15 protein-coding genes are annotated in these 13873 nt (G+C 41.7%); 14 read left to right on the top strand and 1 reads right to left on the bottom strand.

Annotated features, from left to right (window positions below; genetic code table 11):
• Positions 1–112 precede the first annotated feature (112 nt).
• The 8 genes from FG24_RS00235 (at position 113) to FG24_RS00200 (ending at position 6492) form a co-directional block, all read left to right on the top strand.
• Positions 113–388, top strand: a complete 276-nt coding sequence (locus FG24_RS00235) for a methanol dehydrogenase (RefSeq protein WP_036299789.1) — start codon at positions 113–115, stop codon at positions 386–388.
• Positions 389–542: 154 nt separating this feature from the next.
• The gene (locus FG24_RS00230) at positions 543–1568 is read left to right on the top strand and encodes an AAA family ATPase (protein WP_036299787.1); all 1026 of its coding nucleotides are present in this window, start codon (positions 543–545) and stop codon (positions 1566–1568) included.
• A gap of 46 nt (positions 1569–1614) precedes the next feature.
• On the top strand, positions 1615–2466 hold the full coding sequence (locus tag FG24_RS00225) for a DUF58 domain-containing protein (protein WP_235189699.1): 852 nt from the start codon (positions 1615–1617) through the stop codon (positions 2464–2466).
• Positions 2466–3404, top strand: a complete 939-nt coding sequence (locus FG24_RS00220) for a hypothetical protein (RefSeq protein WP_036299781.1) — start codon at positions 2466–2468, stop codon at positions 3402–3404. The genes FG24_RS00225 and FG24_RS00220 overlap by 1 nt, the downstream gene beginning before the upstream one ends.
• Before the next feature lie 28 nt (positions 3405–3432).
• A complete protein-coding gene (locus tag FG24_RS00215; RefSeq protein ID WP_036299778.1) occupies positions 3433–4428 on the top strand; it encodes a vWA domain-containing protein in 996 nt (331 codons plus the stop codon).
• Positions 4413–4979, top strand: a complete 567-nt coding sequence (locus tag FG24_RS00210; RefSeq protein ID WP_051901375.1) for a hypothetical protein — start codon at positions 4413–4415, stop codon at positions 4977–4979. The genes FG24_RS00215 and FG24_RS00210 overlap by 16 nt, the downstream gene beginning before the upstream one ends.
• The gene (locus tag FG24_RS00205; protein ID WP_036299774.1) at positions 4976–5986 is read left to right on the top strand and encodes an MxaL protein; all 1011 of its coding nucleotides are present in this window, start codon (positions 4976–4978) and stop codon (positions 5984–5986) included. Before FG24_RS00210 ends, FG24_RS00205 begins: the two co-directional genes overlap by 4 nt.
• Positions 5983–6492: an SRPBCC family protein gene (locus FG24_RS00200; protein ID WP_036299771.1), complete on the top strand. Its 510-nt coding sequence runs from the start codon at positions 5983–5985 to the stop codon at positions 6490–6492. The genes FG24_RS00205 and FG24_RS00200 overlap by 4 nt, the downstream gene beginning before the upstream one ends.
• 226 nt (positions 6493–6718) lie before the next feature.
• On the opposite strand, the gene FG24_RS00195 is transcribed toward FG24_RS00200, so the two are convergent.
• Positions 6719–8185, bottom strand: a complete 1467-nt coding sequence (locus tag FG24_RS00195; protein ID WP_036299769.1) for a PLP-dependent aminotransferase family protein — start codon at positions 8183–8185, stop codon at positions 6719–6721.
• Positions 8186–8466: 281 nt separating this feature from the next.
• On the opposite strand from FG24_RS00195, the gene FG24_RS00190 reads away from it, so the two are divergent.
• The 6 genes from FG24_RS00190 to FG24_RS00165 are packed head-to-tail and all read left to right on the top strand — an operon-like array spanning position 8467 to position 13761.
• Positions 8467–9510 carry an AAA family ATPase gene (locus tag FG24_RS00190; RefSeq protein ID WP_036299768.1) on the top strand — a complete coding sequence of 348 codons (1044 nt, stop codon included), beginning with the start codon at positions 8467–8469 and terminating at the stop codon, positions 9508–9510.
• Positions 9507–10367: a DUF58 domain-containing protein gene (locus FG24_RS00185; RefSeq protein ID WP_036299764.1), complete on the top strand. Its 861-nt coding sequence runs from the start codon at positions 9507–9509 to the stop codon at positions 10365–10367. Before FG24_RS00190 ends, FG24_RS00185 begins: the two co-directional genes overlap by 4 nt.
• A 43-nt stretch (positions 10368–10410) precedes the next feature.
• Positions 10411–11328 (top strand): hypothetical protein, encoded by a 918-nt coding sequence (locus FG24_RS00180; protein WP_036299761.1) that lies wholly within the window; start codon positions 10411–10413, stop codon positions 11326–11328.
• Positions 11328–12305: a vWA domain-containing protein gene (locus FG24_RS00175; protein ID WP_036299758.1), complete on the top strand. Its 978-nt coding sequence runs from the start codon at positions 11328–11330 to the stop codon at positions 12303–12305. Before FG24_RS00180 ends, FG24_RS00175 begins: the two co-directional genes overlap by 1 nt.
• Positions 12290–12826, top strand: coding sequence for a hypothetical protein (locus FG24_RS00170; RefSeq protein WP_036299754.1), 537 nt, complete (start codon positions 12290–12292; stop codon positions 12824–12826). The genes FG24_RS00175 and FG24_RS00170 overlap by 16 nt, the downstream gene beginning before the upstream one ends.
• Positions 12823–13761, top strand: coding sequence for a vWA domain-containing protein (locus FG24_RS00165; RefSeq protein ID WP_036299752.1), 939 nt, complete (start codon positions 12823–12825; stop codon positions 13759–13761). The genes FG24_RS00170 and FG24_RS00165 overlap by 4 nt, the downstream gene beginning before the upstream one ends.
• Positions 13762–13873: the final 112 nt, after the last annotated feature.

The raw sequence follows: 13873 nt of genomic DNA, 5'->3' as shown, positions 1-13873 counted from the left end.
GTGCCAGAAGTAATTTTGGATAAATAGATTAAATGAACATAGCAAAGCGCTCACTGGTGGCGTTTTGTTAATAGTGCAATTTCACCAGCGACCATATGACAAGGAGATTTGAATGAAACGAATTTTGACTTTAGTAGCAATCGCAAGTGCAATGGTTGCATCAGGCGCAGCTTTTGCATATGACGGCCATAACTGTAAAGAATCGGGCAATTGCTGGGAGGCAAAGCCTGGCTACCCTGAAAAAATTGCTGGTTCTAAATACGATCCAAAACATGATCCTAAAGAAGTCGGTAAACAACAAGCTTCTATTCAGGCAATGGATGCACGCAATGCCAAACGGATTGCTAATGCTAAAGCCACAGGTAAATTTGACTACGATATAGATTAATCGATCGTGATTGAAGGCCGATGTCGTATGGCATCGGCTTTTTGAGGGTTATTTCAGTAGAGGCTGAGTTAAACATGCTAATCGCAGACGCTTCTGAAATCATCTTTGTATTTAATTAGTAGAATTTTTAATTTTAGAGTGACATTCAATCAGCATGATGCTTAACAACCACATTAATTTACCAGAGTGGCGTGAACGCGCGATTCAATTTGAACAATCGCTTAATAGTGTTGTGCTCGGATTAGATAAACAAGTCCGTGCGTTGACGATTAGTATATTTTCTCGTGGCCACGTGCTGCTAGAAGGTGATGTGGGCGTAGGTAAAACAACCTTATTGCGCGCTGCAGCACATTTGCTTGGCGGTCAGTATCAGCGTATTGAAGGTGCGATTGACTTAATGCCTAGCGATTTTTTATATCACGCGTACCTCGATGAAAAAGGACAGCCAGCAGTTGCGCCTGGTCCTTTATTGCAGCATGAAGAGAACTTGGCGGTTTTTTTCTTTAATGAAATTAACCGTGCTAGGCCACAAGCACATAGCTTGTTACTCCGATTGATGGCTGAACGTAGCACGCAGGCATTTAATCGTGAATATTCATTCCCTCATCTCACAGTATTTGCAGATAGAAACCGCTTGGAAAGAGAAGAAACATTTGAGCTGCCAGCTGCTGCTAGAGATAGGTTCTTTATGGAGATATCAGTAGAGGCGACGAATGACAGAGATTTACAGCGGGAATTGATGTTTAACGCACGTTTCCACAATGTAGATACTTTGATTGATAGCTTACCTGCTGGCTTAGTGCCTTATGCAGCGCTTAATGAGGTGGCTGAGGAAATTCAGTCTAGTGTTCGTGCGGAGTTAGCATTGCAGGATTATGCCGTTAATTTATGGCGGGCGCTGCGCACGCCTAGTGATGTTGGGGTCGTTTTAGAAGATATTGATGTTTCTAGGTTGGTAGCTGGTGGTGCAAGCCCTAGAGGGATGGCCATGTTGATGCGTGCTGCGAGGTGTCGAGCATGGTTGGAGGGGCGAGACTACTTAACGCCTGATGATATTAGAGCTGTGTTTTACGAGACGGTGGCACATCGCATATTTTTCACGCCAGCTTATGAGTTACGCCGCGAAAATATTGCACCACGCTTGCTTAATAGCGTGTTAGATCAAGTATCTGCACCTTAAGTATTTTTATTAACCAATCGTTTTCATCAATCAATTGAGTCGATTTTTGTCTAGTGAATTTTACTATCGTCTAGGGTGGCGTGCCAGAAGTGTACAGCCTGGTAGTCATGCCACGCGCACATCTGGTGGAAGTGCGGATTTTCGTGGATATGTTCCATTTTTAGCAAACCCTAATCCAAGGCGCATCGATTTACATGCGAGTTTACGCGCATTTCCAAAGCAACTGATGGTGCGTGCTTATCATGAGCGAGGCGCCATTGCTGTTTATGCCATGCTTGATTTGTCTGCATCCATGCGGTTTTCTGGTAATAGCAATAAAACTAAACTGATGGCAGATATCACCGCGTCCATTGCATGGTCGGCACAACGCAATGGTGATGCCTTTGGTATGGTTGCTTGCGATGATGAAGTGAGGAGTGATTTGTTTGAAGCGCCTTCGTATCGGCGAGGTATTGCAGACGAGATACATGAAAAATTAATCAACATACGCAGCGTTGAGCAGGTTGGCGCAAGTGCGCTTCCTCGCGCAATCACACAATTAAGAAGGAAACGGTCTTTAGTCTTTTTAATTTCAGACTATCACTTAGATGATTATTTACTCAAGGCGACATTAACCGCGCTATCGCCACATGATGTTGTGCCAGTCGTGTTATGGGATAGTGCTGAATATCGCGATATTCCTAACTGGGGTTGGGCGCGTGTTCGAGACATAGAAACAGGCCGTTATCAATCCTTATTTCTTAGGCCAAGCCTAGTCAGCCGTATAAAAAACTCTTATGCAGAGCATCGCTCAAAAATTGTTTCTACCTGTTTAATGGCAGGAACACGCATGCCATTTTTTATTGAAGATCACTTTGATATAGAAGCTTTGACACGCCATATGTTGGAGGCTAGTTAATGATGTCGAACGCTTGTATGTCTTTATTCAGCTTATTTTTTATGTTAATGACCTCATTAGCTTATGCGTCAGATGAGCAAGGTCAAACAAAAAATGGCGAACAACAGGGTCGTGCGGTTTTAGTGAAATCTAGCGTTGATGAGCTTGGTTACCGTGTTGGTGATATTGCACGCCAGTCAGTTGAAGTGATTACACCGAAAGGCTATCGCTTAGATGAAACTTCAATACCGGCTCTTGGTAAGGGTGCTGCCAATATAGAGTTACGGCATGCAAATTGGGAGCATCGTGATTTTGCTAACAATACTCATCACTTCATTACATTGGAGTGGCAAGTTTTTAGAGTGATGCAAGAGGCAAGATATTACGCTTTAAGACCATTACATTTGCAGTTTAAGCAGGAAAAAAAGTCTATTTCTATTGATATTAAACCAGCGCACGTGTTGATTTCATCGGTATTACCTTCGCAGATGAATAAAGACACGATGTTACTGCGCACGGATATCAAACCTCAACTGCACGATATATCAATCTATTTAGCGATGTTAGCGTTAGCCTCATTTACGTTTTTATTGACACTTGTATATTTTACTTGGCACTTTGATTGGTTTCATTTACGTGTACGAAAGATTCAGCCATTTAGACGGGCCTGCCGTGAAATCAAGAAACTGAGCAACGCTAACAGTGCTCAGACTGCAAATGCTTTTAAAGCAATGCGGATTTTACGTAGCGCTTTTGATGAAAGTGCCGAATTAACACTAACGATAGAGCGGTTATCACTACTTTATCAACATTGCCCATGGTTGATTTCTATGCAGCAGAACATTGAGCATTTTTATTTAACTTCGGAGCTAGCATTCTTTGCTGGAGACCAGCCTAAGTTAAGTCTGATACAACTCAAAAAATTGAGCCATCAACTGATGCGTCTAGAGTCTATCTAAATCTTTAAAATATATGTCTTTTGTTTAAATGAGCGATTTTTTTCATCATTCAGGTATTGAATACCCTTGGCTGCTGTTGCTGCTTTTTTTAGGATTATTCCCTTGGTTTGTGCGCGGACATGAAGCATTCCCACATCCATCTATGCTGAGCCTACCTAAAGATACGTTTTCAATTTGGGTAGAACGCGTATGGCGTTTGCTAGGGTCGTTATTTATCTTGTTTATTGTGCTTGCACTTGCTGGTATTTACTGGGGTGAGCCTGTCGTTGAAAGAGTCGGACGTGGTGCTCACATCATGATGGTGCTTGATAGAAGCGCAAGTATGAATGATGACTTTGCAGACAAGCCAGCTGAAGGTAGTGCTTCTAAAATGGCTGCTGCACGACGCGTATTACAACAGTTTGTAGATAAAGGTCGTGAAGATTTAATTGGGATGGTGACGTTTAGCACATCACCAATTTTAGTAGCACCATTAGGTGGGGATAGAGAGGCTGTGAAGGCTGCTTTAAAGGCAACTGATGCTGGTGGCATGGGGTTTACTGCCATTGCGCGAGGGCTTGGGTTAGCGCTGGATTACTACGAAGGAAAACCCATGACAGGCTCGCGCGTAGTCTTGTTGGTATCCGATGGTGGTGCGCATTTGGATAGCAAAACGCAAGATATGCTACGGGCCATGTTTATTCGGCAGAGCGCTTCACTTTATTGGATTTTTCTAAGGTCCGCTAATGGTTCTAGCTTGTCCGTGCCGCCAGAAGAGGGACGTGAAGATGCTTACCCAGAATATCACTTACATCAATTTTTTGGCACATTAGGCGTGCCATACAAAGCTTATGAGGCTGAAAGCCCTCGTGCGGTTGAGACAGCAATCGCGGATATCGCACGATTGAAAAATCAACCCGTACGCTATTTTGAAGCAGCTCCACGTCACAATCTAGCAAGCGTATTTTATCTGCTAGCCTTGTTGTGTGGTTGTGGACTATTTGCGTTACATCTAACGGAGGTTAAGCAATGGCGCACCGCCTAAATATCATGCCATTGATGCTTTTTGTGACGATTGCATCGATGATTATCATGGTGATGAGTGCTAGAGATCTGTATTTAGTCAATCGCTATAACGAAAACCTCAGTAGCAATCGTCTACATAATGGCACTACACATGATGCTGTTTTTGCAGATGCTTATCTATGGAAACAAAAGTCGAACGACCAAAAGTCATTAGCCTTATATGCCAGTATTGCAAATTCAAAAGATACGTATATTGGTCAATCAGCGCATTACAACAGCGCAAATATCTACTTAAACCAAGCCATTAAACTACTTGATGATCATGGCTTAGAAGCATGGGATAAAGCCATGCCATTATTATCGTTGGCTAAAGAGAGTTACCGTGACGCATTACGCCTGAAACCAGATTGGATGGAGGCTAAGTACAACTATGAGTTAGCGCTCCGCTTGTCTCCCACCATAGAAAGTCAGGGGAGAACAGCGACTAAAGACGATGATGAAGAAAAAGATATGGGCGTTCCTCCCGATGGTTGGCCATCCATCCCAGGGTTTCCACGTGGTATGCCATGATGCATTGGTGGCATAAGCTAGATTTGCGTGGTAAAGCATTATTTTTTGCAATCACATTGTTAGTGATTTGTTTATTTCAACCGCATATGAAACTGCCTAAACGCGTGTACGACTGGTTGATTGTGTTGGATATCACACAAAGCATGAACGTGCGTGATATGGAAACAGATGACCGCTCAATAAGCCGTTTAGCATTTTCTAAAGAGAGTGTTCGTGAGGCGCTACGTGCGTTGCCATGCGGTTCTCGCGTGGCGTTAGGGTTATTTACTGAGCGAAATGCAACCACGATTACACACCCGTTAGAGGTCTGTGCTCACTTTAGTACGTTGGATGAAACTGTTTCACGTTTAGATTGGCGAATGGCTTGGGCAGCTGACTCTTTTATTAGCCATGGCTTATTTGATGCGATTGCAAAAACTGCAAAAATTGATGAGCAAATGAATATTGCCTTTATTACTGACGGCCATCAAGCGCCGCCAGGAAACCCCGACTATATGCCTAAGTTTGAAGGTAAACCAGGACAGGTCAAAGGCTTGGTTGTTGGGGTGGGTGGTTTAAAGCCAAGTCTAATCCCTAAGTTAGATGACAAAGATAATATTACTGGCTATTGGGAGTTAGATGATGTGCAACGCTATGCTACTTTTGGTATGGCAAGCGTTCAATCAGCATTAGAAATGGAGCAGCAACAGGCTGATGGCATGCATGGGCGGAACGCGCCACATGGCAGTGACCCTGCGGAAGTTAATAACGCCAATCTTTCTGGGCTAGATCAAGGTAATTTACAGCGGCTAGCAAAAGAAACAACGCTCAACTATGTACAACTCGAAGCTATTCATCAACTGAATGATGCATTTTCTAGCAGAAAAATGTCTGTATGGCGCATGGCAGATACCGATTTACGTCCATGGCTTGCTACGCCAGCTATCTTGCTGATTATCGTGTTCTTTATACCAGCTACATTTTTAAACCAATTATTTCAACGTGTGATTAAGAGAAAGAGAAAATGAAGAAAATATATGCACTGATATTGATGGCAATTGCAGCACCAGCGATTGCACACGGACCAACGCCACAAAAAACTGATCAGTCCGCGCTGATTGGCGCCAAGCCAGATGTAGTTTGGAAGCTGCTAAGTGAGCCATGTGCCATTAAAGATTGGCATCCAGATGTCGTTGGATGTGAATCTTCAGCAGCACTTAAGCGTACATTAGTGCTAAAAAACGGGAGCAAAATTAACGAGGAAATTGATGAGATATTACCTGGTGAAATGAGTATTTCATATCGCTTGGGTGATATTGATATTAAAGCACTACCTGTTAGTTCATTGACTGGCCGCCTTAAAGTTACTGCAGACGGCGCTGGATCTAAAGTGGTGTGGGTTGCGCGTTATTATCGCGCTGATACAACTAATGAGCCACCAAAAGGTCTGGATGATGAATCTGCGTTAAATGCCGTCAACGCTTACGTTAAAGCAGCTTTAATTGGTTTAGAAAATCCTGTGCCAAAAAAGTGAAGTCCCCTAAAGAATCAACAAAAGGACAAGATTCTTGGTGGGGAAAGTTCAAACGTTTATTTGGTTAAAGTTGTTTAAAAACAAAAGCGACAATGAATTTGTAAAATTGAGGATGACCAGTTTGATATTTGATATCTGTGCTTAATCCTTTATTAAACTTATCATTAGCTCAGATTTGAGTTAGCACATCTAATCTGATTGCTCCTAATTGTTTGGGACTATCAGATTAGAGTTTCTCACAAAAAGCATCACGTAATTTTTTAATGCCTAGCTCCAACTCCTTAACATCTAGACTACCAAAACCAAGTCTAATGGCATGTACCTCTTTAGCTGACGCTGAGAAAAGCGTACCGGGTAGAATGCGTACGTTCTTATTTAACGCGCTTTTCTCCAAGTCGTTTATATTTAAGCCGCTATTAAGGCGTAACCAGAGTGCAAGCCCTCCACTGGGCTCATCAAAATTTACAAAATCACTTAACTGGCTACTAACTAGATTCATTAAGACATTGCGACGTTCGTTATAAATTTTAAATGTTCTGCGAATATGCCGTTTTATCTCACCTGACATCATCAGTTCTGCAACCGCTAACTCGGTAATCGAGTTCCCTTGTCTATCAATCAACATCACCTCATGTGCACACCGATCAATAAATGCTTTTGATGCGACTAGATAGCCAACTCGCAACCCGGGCGCAAGTACTTTTGATAGTGACCCCACGTAGACAACTCTATCTGCGTGATTGGTGCTTGCAAGTGGAAATACGGGGCGATGCAAAAAGTGAAATTCGTGGTCGTAGTCATCCTCTACAATCGTGAAGTCATACTGCTTAGCAAGCATGAGTAGTTTTAGTCTGCGCTCTGCAGTCATAATGACAGTGGTTGGAAACTGATGGTGAGGGGTGACGTAAATGGCTTTAATGGGATACATTTTGCACAGCTTTTCAAGTGCAACCACGTCTATGCCGTATTTATCCTGACCTACAGTCAAGATTCTTGCGCCGCAAGACTGGAATGCTTCCCTTGCTGGCGGGTAACTTAAATCTTCCACAACGACATAATCATCATGCTTGGTTAAAATGCGAGCCGCCAAAAAGATACCCATTTGGCTACCACGTGTAATACACACCTTATCATCATCAACATTAAGACCTCTTTCCATATTGAGCATGGTAGCAATTGCTTGGCGTAATCGTATGTTGCCTCTTGGGTCACCATACCCAAGCTTATTGGCTTTTTTGGAGCCTAGTAATATATGTCTAAATACGCGCGAAAGAGTCTCGCAAGGAATCAAACGTGTATCTGGAATGCCATCGTTGAAATCAATCGTACCAGCAGAAGATGTATGATATAAAGTTTGCGAATCTATTGTATCTTCCAAGTTAGAAGCTAACTTGTCGCTTACTTGATTAGCACTTTCCAGGGCAGTGAAGTTAGGTAAGTCAGCAGAAACAAAAGTACCCCTTCTGCTTTGGGTGGTAAGCCAGCCCTGAGCGATCAATTCATCATATGCCAGCACAACAGTTTTTCTATTCACCTTTAGCTTTTCAGATAAATCTCTTGTGCCTGGCATTGCCGTTGACGGCACAAGCCGGCCTCGTTGGATTTCATCAATGATTTGCTGCGCTATTTGCAAATATACGGCTACACCAGACGTGCTCGTAATTGTTAAATTAAGACTCCATGAGCGAAGCATTTCCTCTCCTTTTCAACATAAATTAGCGAACAACGCATGATGAAAATCCAAAAATGGTTGTATTGAACCTATCTTTTTTAAAATCTGGTTGATCTAAACCACATTGTAACTCTAAATTTTACTGGACCAGTTAGGTTATTTAAACTGGATGGTTTATTGACTTTTACATTCTGTTACATTGTATTCACTACTTGTTACAGCATGGCTTAAAAGTCATGTAGCAGATAGCTTGGTTCTATTGATTGAACCTTTTAACAACAATGGTTAGCAAAGGAATACTCATGTCACCACCACTAGATCATCAATTATCAGACTGGCGTAATCATGCTTTAAAGCTGGAAAATGAAGTTAAAAAAGTTATCGTAGGCCAAGATAAAGCCATTAGGTTAATGAATATTGCTATTTTTGCGCGTGGTCATGTGTTACTGGAGGGTGGGGTTGGTGTAGGGAAGACGACATTATTGCAGTCTATTGCACGATGTATTGGCGGTGCTTATGAGCGTATTGAAGGCACTGTAGATTTGATGCCTAATGACTTAATCTATCACACCTATTTAGGCGAAGACGGAAGACCTAAAATTGATGAAGGTCCTTTGTTACGCGCAGGTGAGAACCTATCTGTTTTTTTCTTTAATGAAATAAACCGGGCTAGGCCTCAAGTACATGCGCTTATGTTGCGCGTCATGGCTGAACGACACATCAGTGCGTTTAAGAAAGAGTACCGTTTGCCGCACATGGTGGTGTTTGCAGACCGTAATCAAGTAGAGAAAAATGAAACCTTTGAAATTCCATCTGCAGCACGTGACCGTTTTATGATGGAAATTCCGATTGAGATTCCTGAAGATCGTGAATTAAGAAAATCACTCATGTTTAACGTGAAGTTCCAGCATGCGGAAAATCTGACTAAGCAAGTAGCGTCTAATGTACTGCAGTTTGATCAGCTTAATAATTTTTCAGACATCCTGCAAAGTCATATTAAATCAAGTCCAACCTTAGAGGATTACGCAATCGATTTATGGGAATCAACACAATCACCAGCTAAATACGGCATCAAAATGGATAGCGTTGATGTCAATCGTTTAGTACATACAGGTGCAAGCCCTAGAGGCATGGGTATGTTACTTAAGGCAGCACGTGTCAATGCTTGGCTGATGAATCGCGATAGTTTATATCCTGAAGATATCCATGCTGTGTTCCATGAGTTGATTGCACATAGGTTGGTGTTTAACTCTATGTATGAAAATCGAAGAACGCAGTTAGCGCGTGAGTTTACAACGCAGATATTAAGCACTGTGGCGGTGCCAGCACAGGCTAAAGCAGCATGATTCCAGCATACGCCAAACCTTTTTCTTATCAAATTCCATGGAAATCCAGCAGCATTCATGCTGGAGACCACCGAGGCTCACAGCGCGGACTAGGGTTTGAGTATAGGGGTAATGTTTCACTGATTGATCATCCTGATGCTAGACGCATGGATTTGCGGCAGACGCTGCGTGACCCTTATGAGCAAATACAAGTTAAGCTTTTCAATCAGGATAATACGACGCCGATTTTTGCTGTATGTGACTGCTCTAGTTCAATGCAGTTTAAAGGACATGTGCGTAAGCTTGATTTGGCGATGGAAGTAGCTGCATCTGTAGCCTATTCAGCTTTTAATGCTGGAGATGTATTTAGCTTCATAGGATACAACCATGAAGTGCTTGAAGACCTCACCTTGCCTTTAAGTCATCACGTCTATCAATCTTTTGAATTGATCGATCAGTTGAAAAATTATAAAAAAATGCATATAGGCGCTGATGGCATACTCGCCGTGCCACAATACCTTAGTCAACATCGCGGGTTGGTCTTTTGGATTTCTGATTTTCATATGCCTATAGAGTTGCTTGAGCAGGCGCTTAATGCGATGTCGGTTCACCAAGTTGTCCCAGTAGTGCTTTGGGATGATCAGGAATATAAAAAACTGCCTAAGTTTGGATTTGGCAACATGCTAGATCCTGAAACTGGGATGTGCCGTAGTATTTTCTTTAGAGACTCTGTGAGAAAACAGTTTGAAGCGGCCTTTATGGAACGTAAAGAGCAACTGGAAAACATATTTGCAAGCTTTGATTACCAGCCAATTTACCTAAGTGAGGCTTTTAATCCTGAGGCTATGTCTGAGTATTTTGAACAATTTATGGGCTAAGTAAGGCTTTCGCATCCACCTTAAAAAAGATATTGAAGAGTCTATGAAAAATTTTAAAACCAAGTGTTATGTGCTATTGGGGATATTTGCGATTTTTAACGGAGCAGTAGCGCAGGAATCAAAAATATCCGAAGCTAAAATCATTAGTATTAGTAACCCATTACAGAGTCACGGTATACAAGTTGGTGATGTATTAAGCAGAAAAATTGTATTGGAAGTGAAAGCGCCATATCAGCTGTCGCAACAAACATTACCAATGAAGGGCACCAGAACTAATGATGTTGAGTTAAGCCAAATTAGCATTACTCAGACGGCCTCTCAAGAGGCCATTAGGTACAGCATTGATTTACGTTATCAGGTGTTCAGTGCCGTATTTGTTCCTAGCGTATTGCAGTTGCCAGCAGAAAAATTTGCACTCACTGGTGGCGCGCAGGCGCTGTCGGTTAATCTCCCAGCTTGGAAGTTTTGGTTTTCTCCTTTAGCCCCCAAAGGAATGACTAAGGCGAGAGAAAATATGCATATGCAATTTAAGCCTACGTTGATAGATTTAAAGCCATATGCAAACAAAGTGCTTGTATTTTCAGGCATGTTAATCGTTGGTTTACTAGGTTTAGTCTACATCAATGCAGACAAGCGCTGGTTGCCATTTATGAACGGTGCTTTTGCAAAAGCACACCGAAAACTTAAAAAACTTCCTCGTAATGAAGATGGAGAGAAGCAGGCACTAAGCCATATGCACCTAGCATTCAATCAATTACATGGTGGAAATCTATTTGTAAATGAACTGAATGAGTTTTTATCTAAACATCCAGCCTTCGTGAAATTTGCAAAAGAAATTGAAGCCTTTTTTGAGCAGTCTAACCAATCGCTATTTGCACAGAAAACCCAAAATAGTGAGCAATTGATGGCTGACTTAATGGTATTAAGCCGTCGCTTACGTGATTGTGAACGGGGCGTTTGATGACATTACTAAACCCATGGTTTCTTCTGTTGTTACCGTTTGCATTTGCGCCATTTTGGCTCAAAAGCCATCAAGGCCAGATGTATTCTTGGCTAGCGATAGCGCCAGAAGATAAATTTTCAGAAATTGCCAATCACATTATTAAAGCAATCATTACTTTACTGATATTAAGTATTATTTTTGCACTTGCATCGCCTCAAGGAGCCGAGAGAAAAATACAAAAGATTGGTAAAGGTGCGCAGACGGTATTGGTGATTGACCGTAGCGTAAGTATGGACAAGCCTTTTGCCGGCGATCCTACTAGCGGTGTCGCCACGGAAATTAAATCAGCGGCTGCTAGGCGTCTAATTACTAAGTTTATTAACGAGCGTCCTGACGACATGATGGGCGTGGTGAGTTTTACCAACTCGGCGTTGTATAACGTAAAAATCACAAATAACCGAGATGCGATTCACTCAGCCATTAAAGCAGCTACTAGCTCAGCGCTAAATCAAACCAACATCGGGTCTGGAGTAACTGCTGGTATTGCCATGTTTGACAAGATTCAAAGCTCAGGTTCTCGGGCCGTGATTTTGTTGTCAGATGGTGCAGGGAAAATTAGCCCTCGTGTTAAGCAAAAAATTGCCGAGCAACTGACTGAGAAGAAAATCAATTTGTATTGGATTGTATTACACGAGCCAGACCAAGTCAGCATCTTCACCAAGCAAAAATTTAGAGAGGGCGAAGTCACAAGCCTTGAGCTTCATAAGTATTTTAGTGGCCTTAAAATTAAGTACAAAGCATTTGAGGCGGATAACCCAACGACATTACAGGCAGCTTTGCAGTATATCGACTCAAAAGAGAAAAATGTCATTCAATATACAGTGGTTGTACCTGGGCATGATTACTCAAAAAACTTAATCATCATGGCGTTGGTGCTTGCCTTACTCATATTAATCATTAAAAATTTAAGGGTGCATTCATGGCAAAATACATAAAGAACAGTAATCTTATATTTGGACTACTTCTTGTGACGGGCCTGATAGGGACTGTATATGAGGCTTACCAATATAAGAAAATATCACTGGTAAATGATGCAATATCTACTAATCAGCAAATTAGTGACAATACTTTTCCTTACCAACAAAAGTTTGCAGCAGCATATGATCAGGGGAGTAAGCAAGGTTATAAGCATGCGGTTCAGACATACGGGCAACTATTAGAAACTAATCCTTCTATTAGTGAACAGGCAAAAATACAGTTTAATATCGCTAACAATTTATTTATATTAGGTCTCATTCGACGGGTGAATGACGATGGCTCGCTGCAGGATGATGCACGGTACGCTTACACGCAAGCCAAAATGGCATATGAGCAATCGTTACGGTTAGACCCAGCGCTAGGTTCAGCAAAGTTTAATCTTAGTTTGTTGCAATCTACTTTAGCTCAGAATACAAAAATAGCACTTAAAGAACAGTCCGCTATGGAACTTAGCAACTTACCGATTGGATTGCCATGAGTAAGTTATTGATTTTGTTAAGAAGTAACTACGAAACGGTACTTTACATAGCGGCATCAGTTCTGTTACTGCTTGCTTTAATTAAGCCAGAAATTCAATTAAAGCAGGAAGTGCATAATTATCTATTGCTGGCAGATGTTTCACAAAGTATGAATGCTGAGGATGTGAAGCTCAACAACCAGAATGTCAGTCGAATGGCTTACACGAAACATTTAATGACAAAAATTGTAGAGTCATCGCCATGTGGCACACATATCAGTGTCGGAGTCTTTGCATCAGACAATGTTGCCTTATTGATTAACCCTTTAGAAGTGTGTGAAAACTATGATGTACTTAACGACACCATAGACCATATTGAGTGGCGCATGGCGTGGAAAGGTGATAGTCGATTAAGCATAGGCGTGCGCGCTGCTGCTACTTTATTCGACTCTTTAAACACACCAGCCAAGCTACTTTTTTTTACTGATGGTGATGAAGCACCAAAGCTTAATGTGACCATTAGACAGAACCTAGATGGTGTTCAAATAGGTAAACACGTACTATTTGTTGGTGTAGGGGGCAAAGAGCAAGTTGCTGTTCCACGTTATAACTCATTAAATAAATGGATTGGCTTTTGGCCATCTGGTGAAAATAATAGTACAGGTGGTGGTGTGAACTATACCGATACTAGTCAAGATGAGCCAGATCCTCAAGTGGCATCGGCAGAGTATGACCGCTATCTATCTAAGCTTGAAGATGAGCACCTTAAAGAGTTAGCCACGGAGATTAAGGCGAGCTATATAGAAGGGAGCAATACACCACAGTTTTATGAGTATGTGCAGGAACAGAAGCCAGCGGCTAGTTTTGTAACTGCATATTCAGTGCGTTGGATATATTTAATGATGGCGATAATATTGATCTTATCTACCTACATCCCAAGTTTTATAAGGCGATAGTTTGCTGTGGTGAAAAGTTGCTCGGACGATAGTGTAAAAATAGTGATGATTTTTAGCTGTTATTACAAGATTATTTGAATGGCTAGCGTTTTAATGCACCATAGTTGTTAAT

This window comes from Methylotenera sp. L2L1, assembly GCF_000744605.1.
GTDB lineage: Bacteria > Pseudomonadota > Gammaproteobacteria > Burkholderiales > Methylophilaceae > Methylotenera.
The sequence above is the reverse complement of the archived record's forward strand: the minus strand, read 5'-3'. Positions and strand labels throughout refer to the sequence as shown.

What these genes read in the sequence shown, in the direction of transcription:
- FG24_RS00185 (WP_036299764.1), top strand. Translation starts at nt 9,507, where the DNA reads ATGATTCCAGCATACGCCAAACCTTTTTCTTATCAAATTCCATGGAAA.
- FG24_RS00195 (WP_036299769.1), bottom strand. Translation starts at nt 8,185, where the DNA reads ATGCTTCGCTCATGGAGTCTTAATTTAACAATTACGAGCACGTCTGGT.
- FG24_RS00215 (WP_036299778.1), top strand. Translation starts at nt 3,433, where the DNA reads ATGAGCGATTTTTTTCATCATTCAGGTATTGAATACCCTTGGCTGCTG.
- FG24_RS00230 (WP_036299787.1), top strand. Translation starts at nt 543, where the DNA reads ATGATGCTTAACAACCACATTAATTTACCAGAGTGGCGTGAACGCGCG.
- FG24_RS00210 (WP_051901375.1), top strand. Translation starts at nt 4,413, where the DNA reads ATGGCGCACCGCCTAAATATCATGCCATTGATGCTTTTTGTGACGATT.
- FG24_RS00235 (WP_036299789.1), top strand. Translation starts at nt 113, where the DNA reads ATGAAACGAATTTTGACTTTAGTAGCAATCGCAAGTGCAATGGTTGCA.
- FG24_RS00200 (WP_036299771.1), top strand. Translation starts at nt 5,983, where the DNA reads ATGAAGAAAATATATGCACTGATATTGATGGCAATTGCAGCACCAGCG.
- FG24_RS00175 (WP_036299758.1), top strand. Translation starts at nt 11,328, where the DNA reads ATGACATTACTAAACCCATGGTTTCTTCTGTTGTTACCGTTTGCATTT.
- FG24_RS00220 (WP_036299781.1), top strand. Translation starts at nt 2,466, where the DNA reads ATGATGTCGAACGCTTGTATGTCTTTATTCAGCTTATTTTTTATGTTA.
- FG24_RS00190 (WP_036299768.1), top strand. Translation starts at nt 8,467, where the DNA reads ATGTCACCACCACTAGATCATCAATTATCAGACTGGCGTAATCATGCT.
- FG24_RS00205 (WP_036299774.1), top strand. Translation starts at nt 4,976, where the DNA reads ATGATGCATTGGTGGCATAAGCTAGATTTGCGTGGTAAAGCATTATTT.
- FG24_RS00165 (WP_036299752.1), top strand. Translation starts at nt 12,823, where the DNA reads ATGAGTAAGTTATTGATTTTGTTAAGAAGTAACTACGAAACGGTACTT.
- FG24_RS00180 (WP_036299761.1), top strand. Translation starts at nt 10,411, where the DNA reads ATGAAAAATTTTAAAACCAAGTGTTATGTGCTATTGGGGATATTTGCG.
- FG24_RS00170 (WP_036299754.1), top strand. Translation starts at nt 12,290, where the DNA reads ATGGCAAAATACATAAAGAACAGTAATCTTATATTTGGACTACTTCTT.